Below are 23,013 nucleotides of genomic sequence, written 5' to 3' on the forward strand. Positions count from 1 at the left end.
CGTTGTAGTGGGGAAAGAAAACCGGCCTAGGCCACGGCCGCGTCGTCGAGCAACGCCTGCATCTGCGCCTCGTCGTAGCCGAGCTCGACCAGCAGCTCGCGCGTGTGCTGGCCCAGCGTCGGCGGATCGAGACGCACGCCCAGGCGCTCGCCGCCCAGCGTGATCGGGAACAGCGTGGTCTGCGCGGTCTGGCCCGCGCGCTCGCCGTCGGGCAGGCGGATGTCGGCCAGGCCGCCGGTGGCCAGCAGGTGCGGATCGGCGTAGAGGTCCTCGGGCCGCACGATCGGCGCGAACGGCAGGCCGCGCGCCTCGAAGAGCGCCGACAGCTCGGCCGCCGGGCGCGAAGCCAGCCGCGCGCGCAGGTCCGCCAGCAGCGTGGGGCGCAGCCGCACGCGGTCGTTGTTGGTGCGCAGCGCCGGGTCGGCCTTCAGGTCGTCGAAGCCCAGGGCATCGCAGAAGCTCTGCCACTGCGCGTCGCTGACCGCGGCCAGGAAGATCTGCTCGCCGTCCTTCACGGTGAACACGTCGTACAGCGCCCAGGCCGAGATGCGCTCGGGCATCGGCGCCGCGGCCTGGCCCGTGATCGCGTACTGCAGCATGTGCTGGCCGACCAGGAACACGTTGTTCTCGAACAGCGCCGAATGCACCTCCTGGCCCTCGCCGGTCTGGCCGCGCTGCATCAGCGCGGCCATGGCGCCGATGGCGCCGAACATGCCGCCCATGATGTCGTTGACGCTGGTGCCCGCGCGCAGCGGGTCGCCGGGCCGGCCCGTCATGTAGGCCAGCCCGCCCATCATCTGCACCACCTCGTCGAGCGCCGTGCGGTGCTCGTAGGGGCCGGGCAGGAAGCCCGTGTGGTTGACGTACACCAGCCGCGGGTTGAGCCGGCGCAGCGCGGCGTAGTCGAGGCCGTACTTCCCCATGGTGCCGGGCTTGAAGTTCTGCGCCACCACGTCGGCGCCGGCGCACAGGCGCAGCGCGGCCTCGAGCCCCTGCGGGTGGCGCAGGTCGAGTGCGATGCTCTTCTTGTTGCGGTTGAACATCGGGAAGAAGCCCGCGCCCGCGCCCAGCAGCTGGCGCGTGCGGTCGCCCTCGATCGGCTCGACCTTGATGACCTCGGCGCCGAGGTCGGCCAGCACCATGCCGCAGGTCGGACCCATCACCATGTGGGTGAACTCGACCACGCGGATGCCGGCCAGCGGCAGGCGCTTCTCTTCGAGGGCGCTCATGCCGCCACCTCTTCCTGCGCGAAGGTCTTCGGGAAGCCCGCGCGCCACAGCGTGCCCTGCAGGGTCTCACCATCCAGCCATTGCGCCACGCGCCCGCGCAGCGCGAGCAGCTGCCGCAGGTCGACGCCCGTGGCCACGCCCATGCTCTGCAGCATGAACAGCAGGTCCTCGGTGTCGACGTTGCCGCTGGCGCCCGGCGCATGCGGGCAGCCGCCGATGCCGGCCAGGCAGGCGTCGAAGCGCGCGATGCCGACCTCGAGCGCCGCATAGACGTTGGCCAGCCCCAGCCCGCGCGTGTCGTGGAAATGGCCGCACCACAGCCGCTCGCCCGCGATGGCCCGCGCGCGCTCGAACAGGCGGCGCACCATCGCCGGATCGGCATAGCCGACGGTGTCGGCCAGGCTCACGCGGTCGGCGCCCGCATCGAGCAGCGCCTGCATCAGCCGCAGCACCTCCTCGGGCGCCACGGGGCCCTGCAGCGTGCAGCCGAAGGCGGTGCCCACGCCGCCCTCGATCAGCGTCCTCGAGCCCGCGGCATCGCGCGCGGCGCGGATGCGGCCGACCTCGGCCACCACCTCGTCGGGCGTCTTGCGCAGGTTGGCGAGGCTGTGCGCATGGCTGGCCGACAGCGGCACCACCAGCAGATCGGCCTCGCCCTCGATGGCGCGCTCGGCGCCCTTCAGGTTGGGCACCAGCACCGAGGCGAACAGGCCCGGCAGCGTCTTCGCGAAGGCCAGCAACTCGGCCGTGTCGGCCAGCTGGGGCAGCAGCCGCGTGGGCACGAAGGAGCCGACCTCGATCTCGCGCTGGCCGGCCGCGTGGGCGGCGCGGATCCACTCGCGCTTGTGCGCGGTGGGCAGGGTGCGGGCGATGCTCTGCAGGCCGTCGCGCAGGCCCACTTCGCGCACGGTGGCGCGCGGCGGCAGGAAGGCGTGCGGGCGCGCCGGGGCGGAAGGTTCGGTCAAGGCGGTGTCTCCGTGGGATGTGGGTCTGGAATCGGCGTCATTCTTAGACTTTCCGATTCGATGCAGAAGCTATATTTCGGAAGCCGATTCGTTCCAAATCGGAACACCACGAAGCCACGGAGCCGACGCCATGCGCGACCTCGACCTCACCACCCTGCGCCTGTTCGTCTCGGTCTGCGAGACCCGCAGCATCGCGCGCGCCGGCGCCCAGGCCAGCATCGTCGGCTCGGCCATCAGCAAGCGGCTGGCCCAGCTCGAGGACACGCTGGGCACGCCGCTGTTCGTGCGGCGCCGCCGCGGGGTCGTGCCCACGGCCGCCGGCGAAACCCTGCTCGAGCATGCGCGCGCCATGCTCGGCAGCGTGAACCGCATCGAGCGCGACATGGCGGCCTATGCGGGCGGCATGCGCGGCCACGTGCGCATGCTGGCCTCGGCCTCGGTGATGGCCGAGTCGCTGGCCGAGGACGTGGCCGATTTCCTGCAGGACCCGGCGCACCGCAACATCCGCGTCGACATGGAAGAGCGCGTGAGCCCCGAGATCGTGCGCGGCATCCGCGAGGGCGTGGCCTCGATCGGCCTGTGCTGGGACGCGGCCGACCTCGAGGGCCTGCAGCGGCGCGACTACCGCAGCGACCACCTCGCGGTGGTGGCGCATCCCTCGCACCCGGTGGCGCGGATGCGCGAGGTGCGCTTCGAACAGCTGCTCGACCACGAGTTCGTCGGCATGCCCGCGCTCAGCGCGGTGCAGCTGCTGCTCGCGCGCGAGGCCACGGCCGCGGGCAAGCCGCTGGTGCACCGCGTGCTGGTGTCGAACTTCGACGCCGCGTTGCGCGTGGTGCGCGCCGGCCTCGCGATCAGCGTGGTGCCGGCCGAGGTGGCGCAGCCCTTCACCGAGGCCTACGGTCTGCGCCTGATGCCGCTGGCCGACCCGTGGGCGAAGCGCCGCTTCGCGATCTGCTTTCGCGACGAGGCCTCGCTCTCGCCCGCGGCGCAGCTGCTGGTGGCGCACCTCGAGAAGCTGGCGCGGCGCGACTGAGCCGGCTCATTCGTCCGGATTCCGAAACGATCCTTTACGCGGGAGCCGGTTTTTGTTTCGTTCGGCGCAATCCACACTGCGGGCTTCACCTGTCACACCCCCATCCGCAGAAAGAATCGCCATGTTCCGCCGCAGCTTCCTCGCCGCCACCGCGCTCGCCGCCCTCTCGACCTTTCCCACCTTCGGCATCGCCGCCTCCGCCGCGCCCCTGACCCTCGAGGTCTACAACCCGGGCGCGGCCTCGCTGTTCCCCGTCTCCTCGAGCATCGTCTCGGGCGAGAAGGAGGCCGTGCTGATCGACGCCCAGTTCCAGAGCAACGACGCCCAGGCGCTGGTGAAGAAGATCCAGGCCGGCGGCCGCAGACTCGCCACCGTCTACATCAGCCACAGCGACCCCGACTACTACTTCGGCCTCGACGTGATCCGTGCCGCCTTCCCCGACGCGAGGATCGTCGCCACGCCGCAGACCGTGGCCGCGATCCAGGCCTCGAAGGACGGCAAGCTGGCCCACTGGGGCCCGATCCTCAAGGACAACGCGCCGCAGTCGCTGGTCGTGCCCGAGCCGCTCGCGGGCGACACGATCGAGCTCGAGGGCCGCAAGATCCAGGTCGTCGGCCCCACGCCCGCGCGCACCGTCGCGTGGATTCCCTCGCTCAGGACCGTGGTCGGCGGCGTGCCGGTATCGGCCAACATCCACCTCTGGGTGGCCGACACGCAGACGCCCGAGTCGCGCCGCGACTGGCGCCGCACGCTCGACCGCATCGCGGCGCTCAAGCCGAAGACCGTGGTGCCCGGCCACTACCTGCCGAACGCCGACGGCTCGACGCCCTCCACGCTCGCTTCGGTGAACTTCACGCGCGCCTACCTGCAGGCCTTCGAGACCGAGGCCGCCAAGGCCAAGGACTCGGCCGCGCTGATCGCCGCGATGAAGAAGCGCTACCCCAAGCTGGAAGACGCCTCCTCGCTGGAACTCAGCGCGAAGGTCATCAAGGGAGAAATGAAATGGCCGCAATGAACCCGGGCAGCCACGAAGGCGCCACCCTGCACTGCATCTTCGACCCGCTGTGCGGCTGGTGCTATGCCGCCGCGCCACTGGTCGAGGCCGCGCGCGAGGTGCCGGGCCTGCGGGTCGAACTGCATGGCGGCGGCATGATGACCGGCGCCAACCGCCGCGCCATCACGCCGCAGTGGCGCGACTACGTGCTCCCGCACGACCGCCGCATCGCCGAGCTCACGGGCCAGCCCTTCGGCGAGGCCTACTTCGAGGGACTGTTGCGCGACGGCACGGCCGTGATGGACTCGGAGCCGCCGACCACCGCGATCCTCGCGGCCGAGTCGCTGCGCGCGGGCGGCGCGCTCGACATGGCCCATCGCGTGCAGCGCGCGCACTACGCCGAGGGCCGGCGCATCGCCGATACCGAAGTGCTGCGGGCGCTGGCCGTGGAACTGGGCTTCGACGGCGAAGCCTTCGCCACGGCCTTCGCGCGGTTCTCGGGCGAAGCGACCGCGCAACACATCGAGGCCAGCCGCGCGCTGCTGCGCCGCGTGGGCGGCCAGGGCTTTCCGACCTTCGTGCTCGCGCGGCCCGATGGCAATGCGAGCCGCGTCGACATCGGCCCGTGGCTGGGGCGGCCGGACGCGTGGAAAGCGCAGCTCGCGAGCTTCGCGGCGCCGGCGTCAACCTCGTCGGCAACGCCGGCCTGCGGCCCGGACGGCTGCGCGATCTGAGCGCTACGCGACCTGCTCCAGAAAGACCAGCCGGATCGGCTCCTCGAGCAGTTCGTCGAAGCGCTGCTCGAAGGCCTTGAAGTGCGGCGTGGCCAGATGCGCATCCAGCGCGGCCTGGTCCCGGAACGACTCGCGCATGTAGAAGCTGCCGGGTTCGTCGCGCAGTTCGAACAGCGTGTAGTCGAGGCAGCCGGGCTCCTGGCGCGTGGGCGGCACCAGCGCGCTCAATGCGGCGCGAAGGGATTCGCGCCGACCGGGCCGGGCTTTCAGAACGGCGATGCCGATGATGGGGGTCGTGTTCATGGGGCGTGGAGGGTGTGACAGGGACCCCGCAGTGTGCGAGCAGGCCCGCGCATGAAAAAGCCCTCGCGCCCGGAAACTCTTTCAAGCGCCGCTTGAAGATCGGCCCGGCGCTAGCGCGTGCACTGGAAGCTCGCCGCCTGCGCCACATCGCCTCCCACGTAGCGCGGCCACAGCGGCCATTCGCACAGCGGGCGCGCGCGCACCGTCCTGAAGGGCGGCTGCAGCTCCTGCTCGAGCAATTGCAGGCCGGCGGGCGCTCGGCCGCGCTCGACCCAGTCGACCAGCACGCCGAGCATGTCGACGTTGGCCGGTGCCCCGCTGCCCACGTGGTCCACGCCGGGCGCGGTGTACAGCCGCATGAAGCGGTCCACCTCGGCGCGGCCCATGCGCGCGACCACCGACTCGTGGTAGCGGATGCCCGCGAACGGGCTCTGCGCATAGTCGGCCATGTGCTCGAGCATCAGCAGCTTGCCGCCGCGCGCGCTGAAGGCGCCGAGGTCGGGGTCGGTCGAATCCATCAGCCGCGAGACGGTGGCGATGCGCGCCGCATGGTCCTCGGCGCGGTAGTTGCGCACGTCGAGCGACGGATCGCGGGCATAGAAGTACTGCAGCGCGCCGCTGCCGTAGAACCACGCGATGCCGTTGCTCGGCTGCGGCGGCACGGTCGGCGCGGCGCTGCCGGTCCACCAGGCGTTCCAGCCGCCCATCGAGGCGAAGGCCGGCGTGGCCTCGCCGCCGATGCCCCAGCCCGGGTACTCCGCGATGCCGTTGGCCAGCGGCACGGGCGAGCGCCACGGCGAACGCAGCGTGCGCACCGCCTGCACCAGCGCGTCGTTGAGGCAGTCGTCCCCGCGCGTGCCCGCCGCGCAGCGCAGGCTGGCCGGATCGAAGCGCTGCAGGCAGGCCACCGGGTTCGACACGATGCGATCGGCCGTGCCGTCGGCGGCATCGCAGGCCGCGAGCACGGCCTCGTGCACCCGCTGCACCTGCGCGGGCCGCAGCCAGCCCTCGCCGAAGGTGGCGATGCCGTTGCGCGTGCCCGCATGCTGCAGCCCGGTCCAGTTGATGACGGGCACGCGGCTGAAGATGCCGTCGAAGTCGCGCGGATAACGCTGCGCCATGGTCAGCGCCTCGCGCCCGCCCTCCGAGCTGCCCATGAAGTAGAGCTTGCGCGGCGCCTGTCCGTAGGCGCGCTGCATCAGTGCCACGGCCACGTCGCGCACCTTCTTGTACGAGGCATGCGCGAAGTTCTCGAGCGCCTCGTCGTTGAGCGCGAAGGCCTGCGGCGGCTGGCCGGCCACGTTCTGGTGGCCGGAGTCTGTGCCGTAGGTCACGTAGCCCTGCGCGAGCGGCGTGGGCTGGTCGAAGCGGGCCGCCGGCACCAGCGCCAGGCCGGTGATCAGCACGCCGTTGAACCCGCCGCCGCCGTACTGCAGGCTGCGGCCGTTCCAGGCCAGCGGCAGGTTGACCTGGAACAGGATCGGCGGCGCCGCGGCATCGAGCGGCGCGATGCGCCCGAGCAGCCGGCAATGCGCGGGCGTGGCCGGCGTGATGCGCGCCGCCGGACTCGGGCCGCGCTCGGCCACCGCCAGCGGCGCGGCGGCCACGAGGGTGGCGGTGTCGATGGTCGCCATGCCGCTGGGCAGGCCGATCGCGCCGGGCGGCACCGGTGCCGCGAGGCGCGCGCAGGCCGCGGCGGGGTCGGGCCCGAGGCTCAGGCTTTGCGGCGCGGAAGGGCCGCCGGTGCCGCAGGCGGCGAGCAGGCCCGCGGCGATCGCCAGGGCCGACAGGCCGGCGGTTCGTCGCATCGTCGTGTTCCGGATCGTCATGGTCTTCTGTCTCCTTGTCTTTCCGGCCGATGCGTCGACCGCCTAGCGCGCCACGCCCAGCAAGCGATCGAGCACCTGCGGCTGCGCGCGCAGCGCGGCCGCGCTGTCGGCATGCACGATGGTCCCGTGGTCGAGCACCACGGCCTCGTCGGAGATCGCGAGGATCGCCTGCGGATGCTGCTCGACCACGATCGCGGCCAGGCCCTCGTCGCGCGTGATGCGGCGGATGGCGCGCAGCAGCTCCTCCACGATGATCGGCGCCAGGCCCTCGAGCGGCTCATCGAGCAGCAGCAGCTTCGGGTTCAGCACCAGCGCGCGGCCCACGGCCAGCATCTGCTGCTCGCCGCCCGACAGCTGGGTGCCGAGGTTGGTCTTGCGCTCGGCCAGGCGCGGGAACATCTCGTAGACGCGGCGCGGATTCCACGGCCCGGGCCGCTCCACGGCCGTGAGGTTCTCGTGCACGGTGAGCGACTTGAAGATGTTGCGCTCCTGCGGCACCCAGCCGATGCCGGCCGCCGCGCGCTGGTGCGGCGCGAGCCGGTGCAGCGCCTGGCCGCCGAGCGCGATGCTGCCGCCATGCTGGCGCGTGGCGCCCGCCAGGGTGTTGATCAGCGTGGTCTTGCCGGTGCCGTTGCGGCCCAGCAGCGCGAGCGTGCGGCCCTCGCCGAGCGCGAAGGACACGTCGTGCAGCACCACGGCCTCGCCGTAGCCGGCGCTCAGGTTCTCGATGCGCAGCAGTTCAGACATGGGCCGCCTCCGCGGACTGGCCATGGCCGAGGTAGACCTCCTTGACCCGCGGGTCGTTGGCGATGGCCTCGGGATCGCCCTCGGTCAGCAGGGTGCCGTTGACCAGCACCGTCATGCGGTCGGCGAAGCTGAACACCAGGTCCATGTCGTGCTCGATCAGCAGCACCGACACGTCGGCCGGCAGCGCGGCCACGGTCTGCAGCAGTTCCTCGCGCTCGCCCGCGGGCACGCCGGCCACGGGTTCGTCGAGCAGCAGCACGCGCGGCTCGCAGGCCAGCGCGATCGCGATCTCGAGCAGCCGGCGCTTGCCGTAAGCCAGATGCTTCGTCTGCTGGTGCGCCACGTCGGCCAGGTGGAACTGCTCGAGCAACTGCCCCGCGCGCTCGGCCACCGCCTTGGTCGCGCCGAGCGGGCGCCACCATTGCGCGCCGATGCCCTGGTGCTGCGACACGACCAGCGCCAGCGTCTCGAGCGGCGTCATCGAGTCGAACAGCTGGTTGATCTGGAAGGTGCGCACCAGCCCGCGCGCCACGCGCTTGTGCGGCGCGAGGCGCGTGATGTCCTCGCCGAGCAAGGTGATGCGGCCCTCGGAGGGCGTGAGCACGCCGGTGAGCTGGTTGATCAGGGTGGTCTTGCCGGCGCCGTTCGGGCCGATCAGCGCATGGCGCGCGCCGCGCCGAAGTTCCATCGAGACGTTGTTCGTCGCGGTGATACCGCCGAAGCGCATCACCAGGCCATGGGTGGAAAGCACGGTGTCGGTCATGCCGCACCGCCCTTCTTGCCGGCACCGAACCAGGTCCAGGGCTTGAGCAGACGATCGCGGCCCACGAGCACCAGCAACACCAGGATCAGGCCGATCCAGAACATCCAGTACTGCGGCGTCACCGATGACAGCCAGGTCTGCAGCAGCTTGAAGACGATGGCGCCCGCGACGCCGCCGTAGAGCCAGCCCACGCCGCCGATCACCAGCATCAGCAGCACGTCGGCCGAGCGGTCGAAGGCCAGCACGTCGAGCGAGGCGAAGCCGGTGGTCTGCGCGAGCAGCGCGCCCGCGGCGCCGGCCACGCCGGCCGCCACGGTGTAGATCACCGCGAGCCGCGACACCACCGGGATGCCGATCGCCATGGCGCGCAGCCGGTTGTCGCGGATCGCCTTGAGCGTGGCGCCGAAGGGCGAATGCACGAGCCGGCGCATGACGAGGAACAGCACCAGCATCACGGCCAGCGAATACCAGGCGGCCGTGCGGCCGTAGAGGTCGAACTCGAACAGGCCGAGCACCGGCCCCATCACCACGCCCTGCAGGCCGTCGGCGCCGCCGGTCAGCCAGTCGAGCTTGTTGGCGAGCTCGAGCAGCAGCAGCGCGGTGCCGAGCGTGACCATCAGCCGCGTGAGGTCGCTGCCACGCAGGATGGTGACGCTGGCCACCAGCCCGAGCAGCGCCGACACGACGATGGCGAACAGCAGGCCCACGGTCGGGTCGGGCATCACCAGCTTGGCGAACAGCGCCGCGGCATAGGCACCGAAGCCGAAGAAGGCCGCATGGCCCAGCGAGACGATGCCGGTGTAGCCGAGGATCAGGTCGAGCGACATCGCGAACAGCGCGACGATGGCGATCTCGTTGACCAGCAGCGAGTGCGAGGGCGTGATCAGCGGCAGCGCGAAGGCCACGGCCCACACGACGAACTCGACCGGATGCCAGCGCGCCTTGCGCAGCAGCGGCGACTGGAAGTCGGAGGAGGAAGAAGAAGGCGCGCCCATCAGCGGCCTCCCTTGCGCGTGAACAGGCCCTGCGGGCGCCACATCAGGATCAGGATCATCAGCAGGTAGACGGTGAAGGCGCCCATCTTCGGAATGAAGTACTTGCCGGCCACGTCGGCGATGCCCAGCAGCAGCGCGGCCGCGAGCGGACCGGTGATCGACGAGGTGCCGCCGACCGAGACCACGATCAGGAAATAGATCATGTACTTGAGCGGGAAGGTCGGATCGAGGCCGAGGATCTCGGCGCCGAGCGCGCCGCCCAGCCCGGCGAGCCCCGACCCGACCGCGAAGGTCAGCAGGAACACCACGTTGACGTTGATGCCCAGGCCCGCGGCCACGCGCGGGTCGTCGACCGCGGCGCGCAGCCGGCTGCCGAAGCGGGTCTTCGAGAGGATCAGCTGCAGCACCACGGTGAGCACCGCGCAGACCGCGATGATGAACAGCCGGTAGTGGCCCATGCCCAGCATCAGCGCGCCATCGCCGAGCTCGGTGCGCCCGCGCAGCCACTCGGGCAGCTGCACGTTCTGCTGCGAGGAGCCGACGAAGTAGTCGATGGCGGCCACCGCCATGAAGGCCAGCCCGATCGAGAACAGCACCTGGTCGAGGTGCGGCTTGCCGTACATGGGCCGGTAGAGCGTGCGCTCGAGCAGCGCGCCGGCCAGCGCCACGACCACGAAGGCCAGCGGCAGGCACAGCATGAACGGCACGCCGAACTTCTGCATCGCGAACACGGTGAGATAACCGCCCGCCATCGCGAAGGCGCCGTGCGCGAGGTTGATGAAGTTCATCAGCCCCAGCGTCACGGCCAGCCCCACGGCGAGCACGAACAGCAGCATGCCGTAGGCGATGCCGTCGAAAAGAATGGTGAGCATGTGCGCTTGTTCGCGGCTGCTGAATGCGGGCTGACCGGACGCGAAGGACGCGAAAACTACGCGAAGGACGCGAAAGAATTCAAATGAAGTTTCTTTCGCGTCCTTCGCGCAACCTTCGCGTCCTCTGAGTCCGGCTGCTCGATCCCGTGTTTACTTTGCCTTGCCCGGGTCCTTGACGCCCTTGATGACGTCGAACTCGACGTTGTAGAGCTGCCCGTCCTTCTTCTCGACCTTGCGCAGGTACACGTCCTGCACCACGTCGCGGGTCTGGGCGTCGATCAGCACCTGGCCGCGCGGGCTCTCGAAGACCTGGCCCTTCATGCCGGCCAGCAGCGCCTCGCCACCGCCCTGGCCCTTGCTGGTCTTGAGCGCCTCGTAGATCACGCGCATGCCGTCGTAGCCGCCCACGGCCATGAAGTTGGGGCGCAGCTTGGGGTTGGCCTTCTCGAAGGCCTCGACGAACTTCTTGTTGGCGGCCGAGGGATGGGCAGCCGAGTAGTGGTGCGAGGTGACCACGCCGAGCGCGCCGTCGCCCATGTCGTTGAGCTGGTCGTCGTCGGTCACGTCGCCGGTGGCGATCAGCTTGATGCCGGCCTTGTCCATGCCGCGCTCGAGGAACTGCTTCATCACGGCGGCGCCCGCGCCCGAGGGCACGAAGACGAACAGCGCGTCGGGCTTGGCGTCGCGCACCTTCTGCAGGAAGGGCGCGAAGTCGGGATTGCGCAGCGGCACGCGCAGCTTGTCGATCACCTTGCCGCCGTTGAGCGCGAAGCGCTCGCTGAAGAACTTCTCGGCGTCGTTGCCGGGACCGTAGTCGCTGACCAGCGTGACCACCGTCTTGATGCCGTTCTTCGGCGCCCAGTCGCCCATCGGCACCGACACCTGCGGCAGCGTGAAGCCGCTGCGCACGATGTAGGGGGAGGCCTCGGTGATGCTCGAGGTGGCGGCTGCCATCACGACCTGCGGCGTCTTCGACTGGGTGGCGATCGGCGCCACCGCGAGCGCCAGCGGCGTCAGGCCGAAGCCCGCGAGCACGTTGACCTTGTCGTTCACCACCAGCTCCTGCGCCAGGCGCTTGGTGACGTCGGGCAGGCCGGTGTCGTCCTTGACGATCAGCTCGATCTTCTTGCCGGCCACGGTGTCGCCGTTCTGCGCCATGTACAGGCGCGCGGCGGCCTCGATCTGACGGCCGGTCGACGCCGACTGGCCGGTCATCGGCAGGATCAGGCCGATCTTGAACTTGTTGTCCTGGGCCTGGGCGGCCGTCACGGACAGCGCGCCGGAAAGCGCGAGCGCGGCGAGGCTCGCGGACTGGATGAGTTGACGCCTTTGCATGAGTTCTCCTTTGGGGGCGACGAGCGGAATCGGCCTATTTTTCAACACTTTGCAACATTCCTTGTCGCGGACCTTCACCTAGGCGCGGGCCCGCGCGGCGCTTTGTTGCGCGATAGACAAATGAACTGCGCGATGATCGCGCAACGGGGTGGATCGGTGCCGGTCAGGCGTCCGCGCGGTACGCGGAATCGAGCGTGAGCGTACCCACCGCGCGTGACACGCAGGCGCAGATGCGGGTGGTGGCCTGCTTCTCGTGCGCGCTGAGGAACACGTCGCGGTGGTCGATCTCGCCGTCGACGGCCAGCACGTCCATCGCGCACAGCCCGCATTCGCCGCGCCGGCAGTCCCACAGGGTCTGCACGCCGGCCGCGTCGAGCGCATCGAGCAGCGAACAGTCGGCCGGCACCGTGATCGCGAGGTCGTGCCGCGGCACGCGCACGGTGAAGGCCTGCGCGGCCAGCCGGCCGCTGCTGCCGAAGGTCTCGAAGCGCAGGTCGGCCGCGGCGCGACCGGCCGCCGCCCAGGCGCGCTGCACGGCCTCGAGCATCGGTGCCGGGCCGCAGGTGTAGAGCTGGCCGCCCGCGGGCAGCGCGGCGATGGCGGCCGCGAGGTCGATGGCCGCGACGCCTTCGTGGGTCTGCAATGCCGTCTCGCCCAGCGATGCGCGCAGTTCGTCGAGGTAGGCGAACTCGCCCGCATGGCGCGCGCCGTAGTGCATCGCCAGCGGCACGCCGCTGCGCCGCGCATGGGCGCTCAGCCGCCGCGCCATCCCCACCAGCGGCGTGATGCCGATGCCGCCCGCCACCAGCAGGTAGCCCGGCGCCGACAGGTCGAGCGCGAAGTGGTTCTGCGGCGCGCTGACCTGCAGGCGATCGCCCACGGCCAGCCGCCACATCGCGAGCGAGCCGCCACGGCCGTCGTCGAGCCGCTTGACGGCGATGCGCCAGCCGCCGTGCTCACCCTGCCCCACGAGCGAATACGAGCGCGTCTGCAACTGGCCCTGCGCGCTCGTCACCTGCACCTGCAGATGGGCACCGGGCTCGTGGCCGCCGGCCGAGCCCGCCTCGGGCCGCAGCTCGAATTCGCGCACGGTGGGCGTGAGGTCGCGCAGCGCCACCACCTGCGCCTGCATCCATTGGAGATCGCTTTTCATCGGGGAACCAGGACCGGAAAAAAGAAGGAAAAGCCGCTCAGCCGCGGCGGCGGATCAGTTGCACGCCGGGCAACGGACGCTGCTGCTCGGCGGGTGCGCCGTGCAGCGCCTCGCGCAGGTTGCGCCGCGCGATGCGGCTGTGCTCGCGCATCAGCGCCTCGGCGCGCGAACCCTCGCCGGACTCGATGGCGTCGAGCACCTGCAGGTGCTGGTCCTGCGCGATCACCAGCATGTCGCGCGCGGCCGGCGAATTGGCCTGCACGATCACGAAGCCCGAGGGCGAGGCGAACGGCAGGTTGATCACGCGCTCGAGCTGCTGCGCGATCACCGGGCTGCCGGCCATCTCGCACAGCAGCGCATGGAAGCGCTCGTTGTGCGTCACGTAGCGCGAGAAGGCGGCGTCATCGAGCGCGGGTTCGCGCAGCAGCTCGTCGATGCGCTGCAGGCAGCCGCGCGCCTCGCGCAGCACCACGGGCGCCGCGCCGCGTTCGGCCGCGAGCCGCGCGACCAGGCCCTCGAGCGTGCCGCGCAGCTCGATCGCATCGGCCACGTCGCGTTCGGAAAAAGTGCGCACCGCATAGCCGCCGTTGGGCAGGGCCTCGAGCAGGCCTTCCTGCTCGAGCCGCATCAGCGCGGTGCGCACCGGCGTGCGCGACACGCCGAGCTGCTCGGAGATCGCGACCTCGGCGATGCGCGCGCCGCCCGGCAGCTCGCCGGCCAGGATCATCTCGCGCAGCCGCAGCTGCGCCTTCACGGCCTGCGAGGCGCCGCTGTCGCCGGGCTCGCCGGCGGTGCTGCTGGCGGCGACCTTCATGCGGCCTGCCGCTGGTCGACGCGGATCGGGATCGCGGCGCGCGCGGGCCGCTCCTTGTCGACCATGCGGTCGATCAGCCGCCGCGCCCACATCGAGCCGGCGTCGATGTTGAGGTTGTAGAAGCGGTGGTCGGGATGCTCGTCGATCGCCTTCTGCTGCGCCTCGAGCACCAGCTCGTCCTCGCGGAAGATGCCCGACACGCCCTCGCGCAGCTCGTGCGTGAGGCGCTGCTCGCCCAGGCAGTAGTTGCGCGCGAAGGCCCAGAAGTAGAGGCAGGTCTTGTCGGTCTCGGGCGTGATGGTGTTGAGCACGTAGCCGTTGACGCCCTTGCCGCGGTCGCCCGGGTTGCCGTTCTTCGGCACCGCACCGCTGCCGGCCTCGGCCACGCCGACGTCGATGTTGACGGTGCACGGCGCCTCGAAGCGGATGATCTGCCAGCGGTCGACCTTGCCCGCGTAGCCGCGCGCATGGCGGATCTGGCCGCCCCAGAACGGCGGCGCCTCGATGTTCTCCATCCAGCGCGTGACGGTGGCCGAGCGGTCGCCGTGGGTGGCGACGAAGGGCGCCTCGGCCACCTCGCGGTTGCCGATCGAGGAGCCGTGCACGAACGTCTCGTGCGTCAGGTCCATGAGGTTGTCGACCACCAGCCGGTAGTCGCAGTTCACGCGGATCATCCTGCCGTCGCCGGCCCAGGCCGGGTCGTCGTTCCAGTGCATGTCGGGCACCAGCGCGGGGTCGGCCAGCGCCGGATCGCCGGGCCAGATCCAGATGAAGCGGTGCTTCTCGGCCACCGGGAAGCTGCGCACGCAGGCGGAAGGATTGAGCGTTTCCTGGCTCGGCATGTGGGTGCAGCGGCCCTGGCTGTTGTAGACCAGGCCGTGGTAGCCGCAGACCAGCTCGTCGCCCTCGAGCCGCCCCATCGACAGCGGCAGCAGCCGGTGCCAGCAGGCGTCCTCGAGCGCGGCCACCTGCCCGTCGGTGCGGCGGAACAGCACCAGCTTCTGGTTGCAGACCGTGCGCGGCAGCAGCGCATGCCGCACCTCCACGTCGTAGGCGGCGGCGTACCAGGCGTTGAGCGGGAAATGGGGCGATCGCGTGTCCATGGATACTCAATGTATACAGAAATACGAGAATTTCCAGCCGATTCGGCCAATTCAAGGGAAAACACCGATCTCACTGTACACATCAACGTCGTCACACAAGGCGATACGATGTTCCGTTCCACCTTTTCGTTCAGACAAGCCGGAGTTCCATCCTCATGTCACAGCACGCCACCCTGCCCGCCCGCTACGACCACGTGGGCAGCTTCCTGCGTCCCCAATACCTGCTCGAAGCGCGCGAGCAGAAGGCCAGGGGCGAGATCACGCCCGAGCAACTGCGCACGGTCGAGGACAAGGCCATCGCCGAGATCGTCAAGTTCCAGGAAGACATCGGCCTCAAGAGCATCACCGACGGCGAATTCCGCCGCACCTACTTCCACATCGACTTCCTGGACCAGCTCGGCGGCGTGAAGACCGACATCCCGGTCACGATCCGCAAGCCCGACGGCAGCGAGGAACTGGCACCGCCCGCCATGCGCGTCATCGACAAGGTGCGCCACGTCAAGAACATCCAGCTGGCCGACTTCGAGTACCTCAAGAGCCAGGTCTCGGCCGGCCGCACGCCCAAGGTCACGATCCCCTCGCCGACCATGCTGCACTTCCGCGGCGGCCGCGCCGGCATCAGCAAGGAGGCCTACCCCGAGCTCGACCCCGCGTTCTACGACGACGTGGCCCAGGCCTATGGCGACGAGCTGCGCTCGCTGGCCGCGGCCGGCTGCACCTACGTGCAGATGGACGACACCAACCTCGCCTACCTCTGCGACGAGCACATGCGCGAGGCGGCCCGCAAGCGCGGCGACGATCCGAACGAGCTGCCGCACCGCTACGCCGCCTTCATCAACAAGGTGGTGGCGCAGAAGCCGCCGGGCATGCTGCTGGCCATGCACCTGTGCCGCGGCAACTTCAAGAGCACCCATGCCGCGGCCGGCAACTACGAGCCGGTGGCCGAGGCGCTGCTCCAGGAGATGGACCTCGACGCCTACTTCATGGAGTACGACGACGCGCGCTCGGGCGACTTCAAGCCGCTGCGCTTCCTGCCCAAGGGCAAGACCGTGGTGCTGGGCCTGGTGACCACCAAGTTCGGCCAGATGGAGGACAAGGACGAGCTCAAGCGCCGCATCGAGAACGCCGCCATGTACGCGCCGCTCGAGCAGCTCGCGCTGTCGCCGCAGTGCGGCTTCTCGAGCACGGTGCACGGCAACAACATCGCGGTGGAGGCGCAGCGCGCCAAGCTGCGGCTGGTGGTCGAGACCGCGCAGGAAGTCTGGGGATCGACCTGAGCCGCGCTTTCTGCTGAACTCGGGGCCATGACGACCCACATCTTCTCCGGCCCCCTCAGCATGTTCGGCGCCAAGGTGCAGATCGCGGCGCTCGAGAAACGCATCGCCTTCGAGCTCGTGATGGTGCCCTTCGACCGCGACGACAACTACCGCCCCAAGCATCCCGAGGTGCTCCGCATCAACCCCAAGGGCCAGGTGCCGGTGCTGATCGACGACGCGGTCGAGCTGTTCGACTCGACCCAGATCTTCGAGTACCTCGAGGACCGGCATCCGCAGCCCGCGCTGTGGCCCGCCGAGCCGGCCGCGCGGGCCCGCGCGCGCCAGCTCGAGCACCGCTCGGACGAGGTCTTCTTCCCGCAGGTGGTCAAGCTCTTCGGCCTGCAGGAGGCGATGCAGAGCCCGCCCGCGGTGGAGGCCTGCGCCGCCTGCGCGCGCTTCTACGGCCAGCTCGACACCCTGCTGGCCGACGGCCGCGCGTTCCTGGCCGGCGACTACGGCTATGCCGACATCGCCTTCTACATGGCCCATGTGTTCGCCGACCGCAAGGGCGCGGGCATGACTGACGAGACGCCGCGGCTCGTGGCCTGGCGCGACCGCGTCGGCGAGCGGCCCGCGGTGCGCGCGGTGGTCGATCCGATGATGGACTTCCTGGCCTCGCAGGGCCGCGGCGTGCCGGCCTTCCTTCGGCGCTGAGGGGGCAAGCGCGGCGGCGCGCGGCCGCCTCAGGCATCATCGGTCCATGCCGAAAAACGGGTTCGACTGGCTTCCCTCTCCGTCCCAGCATTTCCTCGTCGTCACCTTCGCGCTGCTGGTCTACGTGCTGACCACCCGCGCGCGTCGCGAGCAGCGCGCGCCCACCACCGCCATCGCGTGGGTCATGGGCCTGGTGCTGCTGCCCTACCTGATCCTGCCGATGTACCTGCTGTTCGGCCAGCGCAAGCTGCGCCCCGCGGGCTCGGCGCGGCCGCCGCGTTCGGCGCCGGCCGGCCACTGGGCGGCCGACCTGATCGAGAGCTTCGGCCTGGCGCCGCCCGGACGCAGCGCGATCCGGCTGCATGCCGACGGCGAGCATGCGCGGCTCGCGCTGTTCGAGGTGATCGACGGCGCGCGCGAACGGCTCGACGTCTGCACCTTCATCATCGGCAACGACGAACTCGGCCGCTCGGTGATCGAGCGGCTCGCGCGGCGCGCGCGCGAGGGCATCAAGGTGCGGGTGCTGCTCGACGGCTTCGGCGCGCTCACGCTGCCGCGCCACCACTTCGACCCGCTGCGCGCGGCCGGCGGCGAGGTGGCGGTGTTCCGGCCCTTCTTCAGCCTGCGCCGCATCGGGCCGCGCAACCTGCGCAACCATCGCAAGTTCACCATCGCCGACGACGGCTGGCTCTGGTCGGGCGGGCGCAACCTCGCCTGCGAATACTTCAACGGCGACGCCGCCCATCCCGAGGCCTGGCACGATCTCTCGTTCGACCTGCGCGGCAGCGTGGCGGCCGCCGCGGCGCGCCAGTTCGACCACGACTGGGCCTCGGTGCGCAGCCGCAAGCCGCGCGCGATCACCGCCGAAGACGTGCCCGAGGGCCCGGGTGCCGCGATGGCGCAGTTCCTGCCGAGCGGCCCCGACCAGACCGAGGACACCGCGCATGCGCTGCTGATCGACGCCTGCTTCCGTGCCGAGCACCGGCTGCTCGCGATCACGCCCTACTTCGTGCCCGGCGACGGCCTGCGCGACGCGCTGCGGCTGGCCGCGCGGCGCGGCGTGCAGGTCACGATCGCGATCCCCGCGCAGTCGAACCACCGGCTGGCCGACTTCGTGCGCGCGCGTGCCATGCGCGACCTGGCGCGCGCCGGCGTGAGCTTCCGCATGCTGCCGTTCATGGCCCATGCCAAGGCGGTGGTGGTCGACGACCAGCTCGCGATGTGCGGCTCGATCAACCTCGACCTGCGCAGCCTGCTGCTGAACCACGAGGCCAATGTCGTGTTCTACGGCGAGCACGAGATCGAATGGCTGGCCGAGTGGATCGAAACCACGGCCTCGGCCGGCGAGGCCTACCGCGCGCGGCGCCCGGGCCTGCTGCGCGACGTGGCCGAGGGGCTGCTGCTCACCGTCGCCTTCCAGCTTTGACGGGCGCGGCGGCCTGCTGGCCGCCCGCCTCCCGCGCCACCGCGTCGAGGCCCGCGAGCACGTAGCGCATCAGGTCGTCGACCAGCGCCTCGGTGTCGCGCACCGCGGGCAGCACGCGCTGGCCCAGCTCCTTGGGCGCGACCATCATCACGATGCACGGCAGCACCGTGAACATCACGCTGCGCTGCACCGAGGGATGGTCGTCGGCCAGGCCCATGATCTCGCCGATCAGCCCGCGCACCACCTTGGCCTTGGGCAGCACCGCCTTCTGGATCAGCACCGGCATCGCGCTCGACGGCGACAGCGCCTCGCGCAGCATCACGCGAAAGCCCCAGGGTGCCTGCGGCTGGTGGCCCATCTCGACTAGGTGGCCGAGGAAGGCGCGCAGCCGCTGGCGCGGATCGGCGCCGCTGCCCGCCTGCGCCACCAGTTCGTCCACGCTGACGATCTGGCGGTGCGCCTCGACCAGCACCGCCTCGTAGAGGCCGTCGCGGCCGCCGAAGTGGTAGTTGACCGCCGCCATGTTGGTGCCGGCGCGGGTGCAGATCTCCTTGCTGGTGCTGGCCGCGAAGCCGCGTTCGGCGAACAGCCGGCCCGCGGTCTCGAGGATGTGGGCGCGGGTCGTGTTGCCGTCGGTGCGCGGCGCGCGCACGGCCGGTTCGGCCTCGACGGCGGACGGTGCGGAGGAGGCGGTCGAACGAGGAGAACGGGAGCGGCTGGCCATGGCGCGAGCCTACCCCAACTTCCGGCCTACTTCAAATTCAAATTTGAATTTGATACGATCCGGACGCTCCTTCCGCTTTCGCCAAAAAACGCCATGACCAAGAAACCCCTGATCGCCCTCGCCGTCGTCGTGCTGGCCGCCGCGGCCGCCGGTGCCTGGTACTTCGGCCGCTCGCCGGCACCGTCCGACCGCATCGTGCTCTACGGCAACGTCGACCTGCGCCAGGTGTCGCTGGCTTTCAGCGGCAGCGAGCGCGTGGCCGAGCTCGCGGTGCGCGAGGGCGACCGGGTGCGCGCGGGCCAGGTCATCGGCCGGCTCGACACCCGCACCCTGGCGCTGCGCGTGGCGCAGTCGCAGGCGCGCATCGGCGTGCAGGAACAGGCGCTGCTGCGGCTGAAGACCGGCAGCCGGCCCGAGGAGATCGCGCAGGCCGAGGCCCAGGTGAGCGCCGCCCAGGCCGATGCCGAGCTCGCGGCGCAGCAGCTCGCGCGGCTGCAGGCCATCGGCCAGTCGACCGCGGGCCGCGCGGTGAGCCAGCAGGACCTCGAGAGCGCCCAGGCGCGGCGCAAGGTCGCGCAGGCCCAGCTCGACAACGCGCGCAAGGCGCGGCAGTTGGTGGTGAGCGGGCCGCGCAAGGAAGACATCGGCCAGGCCCAGGCCCAGCTCGAGGCGGCGCGCGCCGAGCTCGCGCTGATGAAGCACGAGCTCGAGGAGGCCGAGCTCAAGGCGCCGATCGACGCCGTGGTGCGCGCGCGGCTGCTCGAGCCCGGCGACATGGCCTCGCCGCAGCGCCCCGCCTTCACGCTCGCGATCACCGATCCCAAGTGGGTGCGGGCCTACGTGGCCGAGCCCGACCTCGGCCGCATCCAGGCCGGGCAGGAGGCCAGCGTGAGCACCGACAGCCAGCCCGACCATGCGATCGCGGGCAAGGTGGGCTACATCGCCTCGGTGGCGGAGTTCACGCCCAAGACCGTGCAGACCGAGGAGCTGCGCAGCAGCCTCGTCTACGAGATCCGCGTGATGGTTGACGACAGGGAGGACCGGCTGCGGCTGGGCATGCCGGCCACCGTCACGCTGCGGCTCGCGTCCTCCGGAACGGCCGGCAAGTGAACGCGCCCGCCGTCCTCGCGCGCGGCCTGCACAAGCGCTTCGTCGTCAAGCCCGCGAAGAAGACCGTGCACGCGCTCGAAGACATCGCGCTCGAGGTGCCGCCCGGCACGCTGACCGCGCTGGTCGGCCCCGACGGCGCCGGCAAGACCACGCTGCTGCGGCTGATGGCCGGCCTGCTGCGCGTCGATGCCGGCGAGCTGCGCGTGCTCGGCATCGACGTGGCCGCCGATCCGCAGGCGGTGCAGGACCGCATCAGCTACATGCCGCAGCGCTTCGGCCTCTACGACGACCTCAGCGTGCAGGAGAACCTCGACCTCTATGCCGACCTGCACGGCGTGCCGCGCGCCGAGCGGCGCGCGCGCTACGGCCGGCTGATGGAGATGACCGACCTCGGCCGCTTCACCGACCGGCCCGCGGGCAAGCTCTCGGGCGGCATGAAGCAGAAGCTCGGGCTGGCCTGCACGCTGGTGCGTTCGCCCGAGCTGCTGCTGCTCGACGAGCCCACGGTGGGCGTCGATCCGCTGTCGCGGCGCGAGCTGTGGCAGATCGTGCAGCAGCTGGTGGACGACGAGAAGCTCTCGGTCATCGTGAGCACCGCCTACCTCGACGAGGCCGAGCGCTGCGCGCGCGTGTTCGTGCTGCGCGAGGGACGGCTCGTGGCGCAGGGCGCGCCCGAAGAGATCCGCGACCGCGCGCAGGGCCTGTGCTTCGTGGCGGCGCCGCCGGCCGGCGAGCCGCCGCGACGGCTGCAGGCCCGGCTGCTCGATGCGCGCGCCGAGATCGTGGACGCGGTGCCGCAGGGCGGCGAAGTGCGCTTCGTGCGGCGCGACAACGCGGACGAGGCAGGCATCGAAGCACTGCTCGATGGCGCGGCCGCCGAGCCCGTGGCGCCGCGGCTCGAGGACGGCTTCATGACGCTGCTGCGCACGCAGGAAGAGCCGGCGCCGAAGCCCGCCGAGCCGATCGCGCGGCAGCCGGCGCCCTCCTCCTCCACGCCCGGCGACACCGTCATCGAGGTCAAGGACCTGGTGCGCCGCTTCGGCGACTTCACCGCCGTCGCCAGCACCAGCTTCAGCGTGCGCCGCGGCGAGATCTTCGGCCTGCTGGGCCCCAACGGCGCGGGCAAGACCACCACTTTCCGCATGCTCTGCGGCCTGCTGCCGGCCAGCGGCGGGCAGCTGCGCGTGGCCGGGGTCGACCTGCGCCATGCGCGCGCGCAGGCACGCCGGCGCATCGGCTACGTCTCGCAGAAGTTCGCGCTCTACGGCAACCTCAGCGTGCGCGAGAACCTCGAATTCTTCGGCGGCGCCTACGGCCTGCGCGGCCAGCGGCTGCGCGAACGCATGGACGCGGTGCTGCGCCAGTTCGACCTGGCGCGCGAGATCGACGCGCCCAGCGGCCAGCTGCCCGGCGGCTACCGCCAGCGCCTGGCGATGGCCACCGGCCTGCTGCACGAGCCCGAGATCCTGTTCCTCGACGAGCCCACCAGCGGCGCCGACCCGCTCGCGCGGCGCGAGTTCTGGCGCCGCATCACCGCGCTGGCCGAGGCCGGCACCACGGTCGTGATCACCACCCACTTCATGGAAGAGGCCGAGTACTGCGACCGCATCGTGATCCAGGATGCGGGCCGGCTGCTGGCCATCGGCACGCCGCGCGAGGTGCGCGCGCAGGCGCTGGGAGACGAACACGGCGAACACGGCGAGCACGATGCGCGCCGCATCGACATGGAGCAGGCCTTCATCGGCATCGTCGAGAAGGCACGGAAGGAGAAGGTGCACGCATGAGCGGTTTCTGGTCCCGCCTGGTCTCGCTCACGCGCAAGGAGTTCCGCCAGCTGCTGCGCGACCGAAGCAACCTCGCGATCGGCATCCTGCTGCCGATGGTGCTGATCCTGATCTTCGGCTACGGCATGTCGCTCGACGTCAAGCATGCGCCGGTGGCGATCGTGTTCGAGGACGCCTCGCCCGGCGCGCAGGAGGCGATGGCCGGGCTGCAACTCTCGCCCACGCTCGCGCCAATCCCGCTGGCCTCGATGCACGAGGCCGAGCAGTTGATGCGCGAACGCCGCATCGACGCCATCGTGCGCGTGCCCTCGGACTTCTCGCGCGCGCTCGCGGCCGGCCAGGCGCGCGTGCAGGTGATCGTGCACGGGGCCGACGCGGGCCGCGCGACCATCGTGCTGCAGTACCTCAACGCGGCCATCGGCCAGTCGGCGCTGCGCCAGGCCGACCGCGGCGGCAACGCCAGCGCCGCGCCCGCCATCGGCAGCGTGACGGTCGAGCAGCGCATGTGGTTCAACGCCGCCAACACCAGCACCTGGTACCTGGTGCCGGGGCTGATCGTGCTGATCATGACGCTGGTCGGCGCCTTCCTCACCGCGCTGGTGATGGCGCGCGAATGGGAGCGCGGCACGCTCGAGGCGCTGTTCGTCACGCCGGTGCGGCCGGTCGAGATCCTGCTGGCGAAGATCGTGCCCTACTTCGCGGTCGGCATGCTGGGGCTGGCGCTGTGCCTGCTGGCCGCGCGCTTCCTGTTCGCGGTGCCGATGTACGGCTCGCTGGTCGTGGTGGTGCTGAGCTCGATGCTCTACCTCGTCGTGGCGGTGAGCCTGGGCCTGGTGATCTCCTCGGTCACGCGCAACCAGTTCCTCGCCAGCCAGGTGGCGCTGATCGCCACCTTCCTGCCCTCGATGATGCTGTCGGGCTTCCTGTTCGACCTGCGCAACACGCCGCTGGCGGTGCAGGTGATCGGGCATGCACTGCCGGCCACCTACTTCATGGAACTGGTCAAGACGCTGTTCCTCGCGGGCGACGTCTGGCCGCTGATCTGGCGCGACTGCGCCATCCTCGCCGCCTATGCGGTGGGCCTGCTGGCGCTGGCGCGCGCGGTCACGCGCAAGCGCCTGGACTGA

General features: G+C 70.9%; 21 protein-coding genes and 1 pseudogene. 9 read left to right on the forward strand and 13 right to left on the reverse strand.

From position 1 onward, the window contains the following. Positions 1-26: 26 nt before the first annotated feature. Positions 27-1,229 carry a CaiB/BaiF CoA transferase family protein gene (locus AC07PU_RS08325; RefSeq protein ID WP_495316669.1) on the reverse strand — a complete coding sequence of 401 codons (1,203 nt, stop codon included), beginning with the start codon at positions 1,227-1,229 and terminating at the stop codon, positions 27-29. Next, positions 1,226-2,194 carry a hydroxymethylglutaryl-CoA lyase gene (locus tag AC07PU_RS08330; RefSeq protein ID WP_495316670.1) on the reverse strand — a complete coding sequence of 323 codons (969 nt, stop codon included), beginning with the start codon at positions 2,192-2,194 and terminating at the stop codon, positions 1,226-1,228. Before AC07PU_RS08330 ends, AC07PU_RS08325 begins: the two co-directional genes overlap by 4 nt. 130 nt (positions 2,195-2,324) lie before the next feature. On the opposite strand from AC07PU_RS08330, the gene AC07PU_RS08335 reads away from it, so the two are divergent. From AC07PU_RS08335 to AC07PU_RS08345, 3 genes and pseudogenes are all read left to right on the forward strand, one after another. Further along, entirely contained in the window at positions 2,325-3,230 is a 906-nt protein-coding gene (locus tag AC07PU_RS08335; RefSeq protein WP_395348075.1) for a LysR family transcriptional regulator, read from the forward strand. Between the two features lie 121 nt (positions 3,231-3,351). Further along, positions 3,352-4,239: pseudogene (locus AC07PU_RS08340) on the forward strand (MBL fold metallo-hydrolase); the annotation flags it as partial. Continuing rightward, positions 4,233-4,958, forward strand: coding sequence for a DsbA family protein (locus tag AC07PU_RS08345; protein ID WP_495316671.1), 726 nt, complete (start codon positions 4,233-4,235; stop codon positions 4,956-4,958). The pseudogene AC07PU_RS08340 and the gene AC07PU_RS08345, both read left to right, overlap by 7 nt. A 3-nt stretch (positions 4,959-4,961) precedes the next feature. On the opposite strand, the gene AC07PU_RS08350 is transcribed toward AC07PU_RS08345, so the two are convergent. From AC07PU_RS08350 to AC07PU_RS08395, 10 genes are all read right to left on the reverse strand, one after another. Beyond that, complete coding sequence (locus AC07PU_RS08350; RefSeq protein ID WP_413763975.1) at positions 4,962-5,261, reverse strand: putative quinol monooxygenase; 300 nt, start codon at positions 5,259-5,261, stop codon at positions 4,962-4,964. 110 nt (positions 5,262-5,371) lie between these two features. Beyond that, positions 5,372-7,069, reverse strand: coding sequence for a tannase/feruloyl esterase family alpha/beta hydrolase (locus AC07PU_RS08355; protein ID WP_495316672.1), 1,698 nt, complete (start codon positions 7,067-7,069; stop codon positions 5,372-5,374). Positions 7,070-7,132: 63 nt separating this feature from the next. Beyond that, positions 7,133-7,837: an ABC transporter ATP-binding protein gene (locus AC07PU_RS08360; protein WP_261213685.1), complete on the reverse strand. Its 705-nt coding sequence runs from the start codon at positions 7,835-7,837 to the stop codon at positions 7,133-7,135. Next, the gene (locus AC07PU_RS08365) at positions 7,830-8,600 is read right to left on the reverse strand and encodes an ABC transporter ATP-binding protein (RefSeq protein ID WP_431512225.1); all 771 of its coding nucleotides are present in this window, start codon (positions 8,598-8,600) and stop codon (positions 7,830-7,832) included. Before AC07PU_RS08365 ends, AC07PU_RS08360 begins: the two co-directional genes overlap by 8 nt. After that, positions 8,597-9,595: a branched-chain amino acid ABC transporter permease gene (locus AC07PU_RS08370; protein ID WP_208509863.1), complete on the reverse strand. Its 999-nt coding sequence runs from the start codon at positions 9,593-9,595 to the stop codon at positions 8,597-8,599. The genes AC07PU_RS08365 and AC07PU_RS08370 overlap by 4 nt, the downstream gene beginning before the upstream one ends. Continuing rightward, positions 9,595-10,467, reverse strand: a complete 873-nt coding sequence (locus AC07PU_RS08375; RefSeq protein WP_057595671.1) for a branched-chain amino acid ABC transporter permease — start codon at positions 10,465-10,467, stop codon at positions 9,595-9,597. The genes AC07PU_RS08370 and AC07PU_RS08375 overlap by 1 nt, the downstream gene beginning before the upstream one ends. Positions 10,468-10,617: 150 nt before the next feature. Then, positions 10,618-11,802, reverse strand: a complete 1,185-nt coding sequence (locus tag AC07PU_RS08380) for an ABC transporter substrate-binding protein (protein ID WP_495316673.1) — start codon at positions 11,800-11,802, stop codon at positions 10,618-10,620. 163 nt (positions 11,803-11,965) lie between these two features. After that, on the reverse strand, positions 11,966-12,955 hold the full coding sequence (locus AC07PU_RS08385; protein ID WP_495316675.1) for a PDR/VanB family oxidoreductase: 990 nt from the start codon (positions 12,953-12,955) through the stop codon (positions 11,966-11,968). Positions 12,956-12,992: 37 nt separating this feature from the next. Next, complete coding sequence (locus tag AC07PU_RS08390) at positions 12,993-13,769, reverse strand: GntR family transcriptional regulator (RefSeq protein ID WP_495316677.1); 777 nt, start codon at positions 13,767-13,769, stop codon at positions 12,993-12,995. Then, positions 13,766-14,872, reverse strand: a complete 1,107-nt coding sequence (locus tag AC07PU_RS08395) for an aromatic ring-hydroxylating dioxygenase subunit alpha (RefSeq protein ID WP_495316679.1) — start codon at positions 14,870-14,872, stop codon at positions 13,766-13,768. Before AC07PU_RS08395 ends, AC07PU_RS08390 begins: the two co-directional genes overlap by 4 nt. Before the next feature lie 155 nt (positions 14,873-15,027). On the opposite strand from AC07PU_RS08395, the gene AC07PU_RS08400 reads away from it, so the two are divergent. The 3 genes from AC07PU_RS08400 to AC07PU_RS08410 are packed head-to-tail and all read left to right on the forward strand — an operon-like array spanning position 15,028 to position 18,268. Further along, positions 15,028-16,149 carry a 5-methyltetrahydropteroyltriglutamate--homocysteine S-methyltransferase gene (locus AC07PU_RS08400; RefSeq protein ID WP_057595676.1) on the forward strand — a complete coding sequence of 374 codons (1,122 nt, stop codon included), beginning with the start codon at positions 15,028-15,030 and terminating at the stop codon, positions 16,147-16,149. 27 nt (positions 16,150-16,176) lie between these two features. Next, the gene (locus tag AC07PU_RS08405) at positions 16,177-16,842 is read left to right on the forward strand and encodes a glutathione S-transferase family protein (RefSeq protein WP_495316680.1); all 666 of its coding nucleotides are present in this window, start codon (positions 16,177-16,179) and stop codon (positions 16,840-16,842) included. Positions 16,843-16,888: 46 nt separating this feature from the next. Then, positions 16,889-18,268, forward strand: a complete 1,380-nt coding sequence (locus tag AC07PU_RS08410) for a phospholipase D-like domain-containing protein (protein ID WP_431512220.1) — start codon at positions 16,889-16,891, stop codon at positions 18,266-18,268. Here the strand turns inward: AC07PU_RS08410 and AC07PU_RS08415 are convergent. Then, positions 18,246-18,992, reverse strand: a complete 747-nt coding sequence (locus tag AC07PU_RS08415) for a TetR/AcrR family transcriptional regulator (protein ID WP_495316682.1) — start codon at positions 18,990-18,992, stop codon at positions 18,246-18,248. The two genes, AC07PU_RS08410 and AC07PU_RS08415, sit on opposite strands and share 23 nt — an antisense overlap. A gap of 93 nt (positions 18,993-19,085) precedes the next feature. Here AC07PU_RS08415 and AC07PU_RS08420 point away from each other — a divergent pair, with 93 nt between their 5' ends. The 3 genes from AC07PU_RS08420 to AC07PU_RS08430 are packed head-to-tail and all read left to right on the forward strand — an operon-like array spanning position 19,086 to position 23,013. Further along, positions 19,086-20,102, forward strand: a complete 1,017-nt coding sequence (locus AC07PU_RS08420; RefSeq protein ID WP_495316684.1) for an HlyD family secretion protein — start codon at positions 19,086-19,088, stop codon at positions 20,100-20,102. Beyond that, positions 20,099-21,886 carry an ATP-binding cassette domain-containing protein gene (locus AC07PU_RS08425; RefSeq protein WP_495316686.1) on the forward strand — a complete coding sequence of 596 codons (1,788 nt, stop codon included), beginning with the start codon at positions 20,099-20,101 and terminating at the stop codon, positions 21,884-21,886. Before AC07PU_RS08420 ends, AC07PU_RS08425 begins: the two co-directional genes overlap by 4 nt. Then, a complete protein-coding gene (locus AC07PU_RS08430; RefSeq protein ID WP_093343097.1) occupies positions 21,883-23,013 on the forward strand; it encodes an ABC transporter permease in 1,131 nt (376 codons plus the stop codon). Before AC07PU_RS08425 ends, AC07PU_RS08430 begins: the two co-directional genes overlap by 4 nt.

The organism is Variovorax sp. GW821-FHT10D07, assembly GCF_059415325.1.

What these genes read in the sequence shown, in the direction of transcription:
- AC07PU_RS08325 (WP_495316669.1), bottom strand. Translation starts at nt 1,229, where the DNA reads ATGAGCGCCCTCGAAGAGAAGCGCCTGCCGCTGGCCGGCATCCGCGTG.
- AC07PU_RS08335 (WP_395348075.1), top strand. Translation starts at nt 2,325, where the DNA reads ATGCGCGACCTCGACCTCACCACCCTGCGCCTGTTCGTCTCGGTCTGC.
- AC07PU_RS08345 (WP_495316671.1), top strand. Translation starts at nt 4,233, where the DNA reads ATGGCCGCAATGAACCCGGGCAGCCACGAAGGCGCCACCCTGCACTGC.
- AC07PU_RS08350 (WP_413763975.1), bottom strand. Translation starts at nt 5,261, where the DNA reads ATGAACACGACCCCCATCATCGGCATCGCCGTTCTGAAAGCCCGGCCC.
- AC07PU_RS08355 (WP_495316672.1), bottom strand. Translation starts at nt 7,069, where the DNA reads ATGCGACGAACCGCCGGCCTGTCGGCCCTGGCGATCGCCGCGGGCCTG.
- AC07PU_RS08360 (WP_261213685.1), bottom strand. Translation starts at nt 7,837, where the DNA reads ATGTCTGAACTGCTGCGCATCGAGAACCTGAGCGCCGGCTACGGCGAG.
- AC07PU_RS08365 (WP_431512225.1), bottom strand. Translation starts at nt 8,600, where the DNA reads ATGACCGACACCGTGCTTTCCACCCATGGCCTGGTGATGCGCTTCGGC.
- AC07PU_RS08370 (WP_208509863.1), bottom strand. Translation starts at nt 9,595, where the DNA reads ATGGGCGCGCCTTCTTCTTCCTCCTCCGACTTCCAGTCGCCGCTGCTG.
- AC07PU_RS08375 (WP_057595671.1), bottom strand. Translation starts at nt 10,467, where the DNA reads ATGCTCACCATTCTTTTCGACGGCATCGCCTACGGCATGCTGCTGTTC.
- AC07PU_RS08380 (WP_495316673.1), bottom strand. Translation starts at nt 11,802, where the DNA reads ATGCAAAGGCGTCAACTCATCCAGTCCGCGAGCCTCGCCGCGCTCGCG.
- AC07PU_RS08385 (WP_495316675.1), bottom strand. Translation starts at nt 12,955, where the DNA reads ATGAAAAGCGATCTCCAATGGATGCAGGCGCAGGTGGTGGCGCTGCGC.
- AC07PU_RS08390 (WP_495316677.1), bottom strand. Translation starts at nt 13,769, where the DNA reads ATGAAGGTCGCCGCCAGCAGCACCGCCGGCGAGCCCGGCGACAGCGGC.
- AC07PU_RS08395 (WP_495316679.1), bottom strand. Translation starts at nt 14,872, where the DNA reads ATGGACACGCGATCGCCCCATTTCCCGCTCAACGCCTGGTACGCCGCC.
- AC07PU_RS08400 (WP_057595676.1), top strand. Translation starts at nt 15,028, where the DNA reads ATGTCACAGCACGCCACCCTGCCCGCCCGCTACGACCACGTGGGCAGC.
- AC07PU_RS08405 (WP_495316680.1), top strand. Translation starts at nt 16,177, where the DNA reads ATGACGACCCACATCTTCTCCGGCCCCCTCAGCATGTTCGGCGCCAAG.
- AC07PU_RS08410 (WP_431512220.1), top strand. Translation starts at nt 16,889, where the DNA reads ATGCCGAAAAACGGGTTCGACTGGCTTCCCTCTCCGTCCCAGCATTTC.
- AC07PU_RS08415 (WP_495316682.1), bottom strand. Translation starts at nt 18,992, where the DNA reads ATGGCCAGCCGCTCCCGTTCTCCTCGTTCGACCGCCTCCTCCGCACCG.
- AC07PU_RS08420 (WP_495316684.1), top strand. Translation starts at nt 19,086, where the DNA reads ATGACCAAGAAACCCCTGATCGCCCTCGCCGTCGTCGTGCTGGCCGCC.
- AC07PU_RS08430 (WP_093343097.1), top strand. Translation starts at nt 21,883, where the DNA reads ATGAGCGGTTTCTGGTCCCGCCTGGTCTCGCTCACGCGCAAGGAGTTC.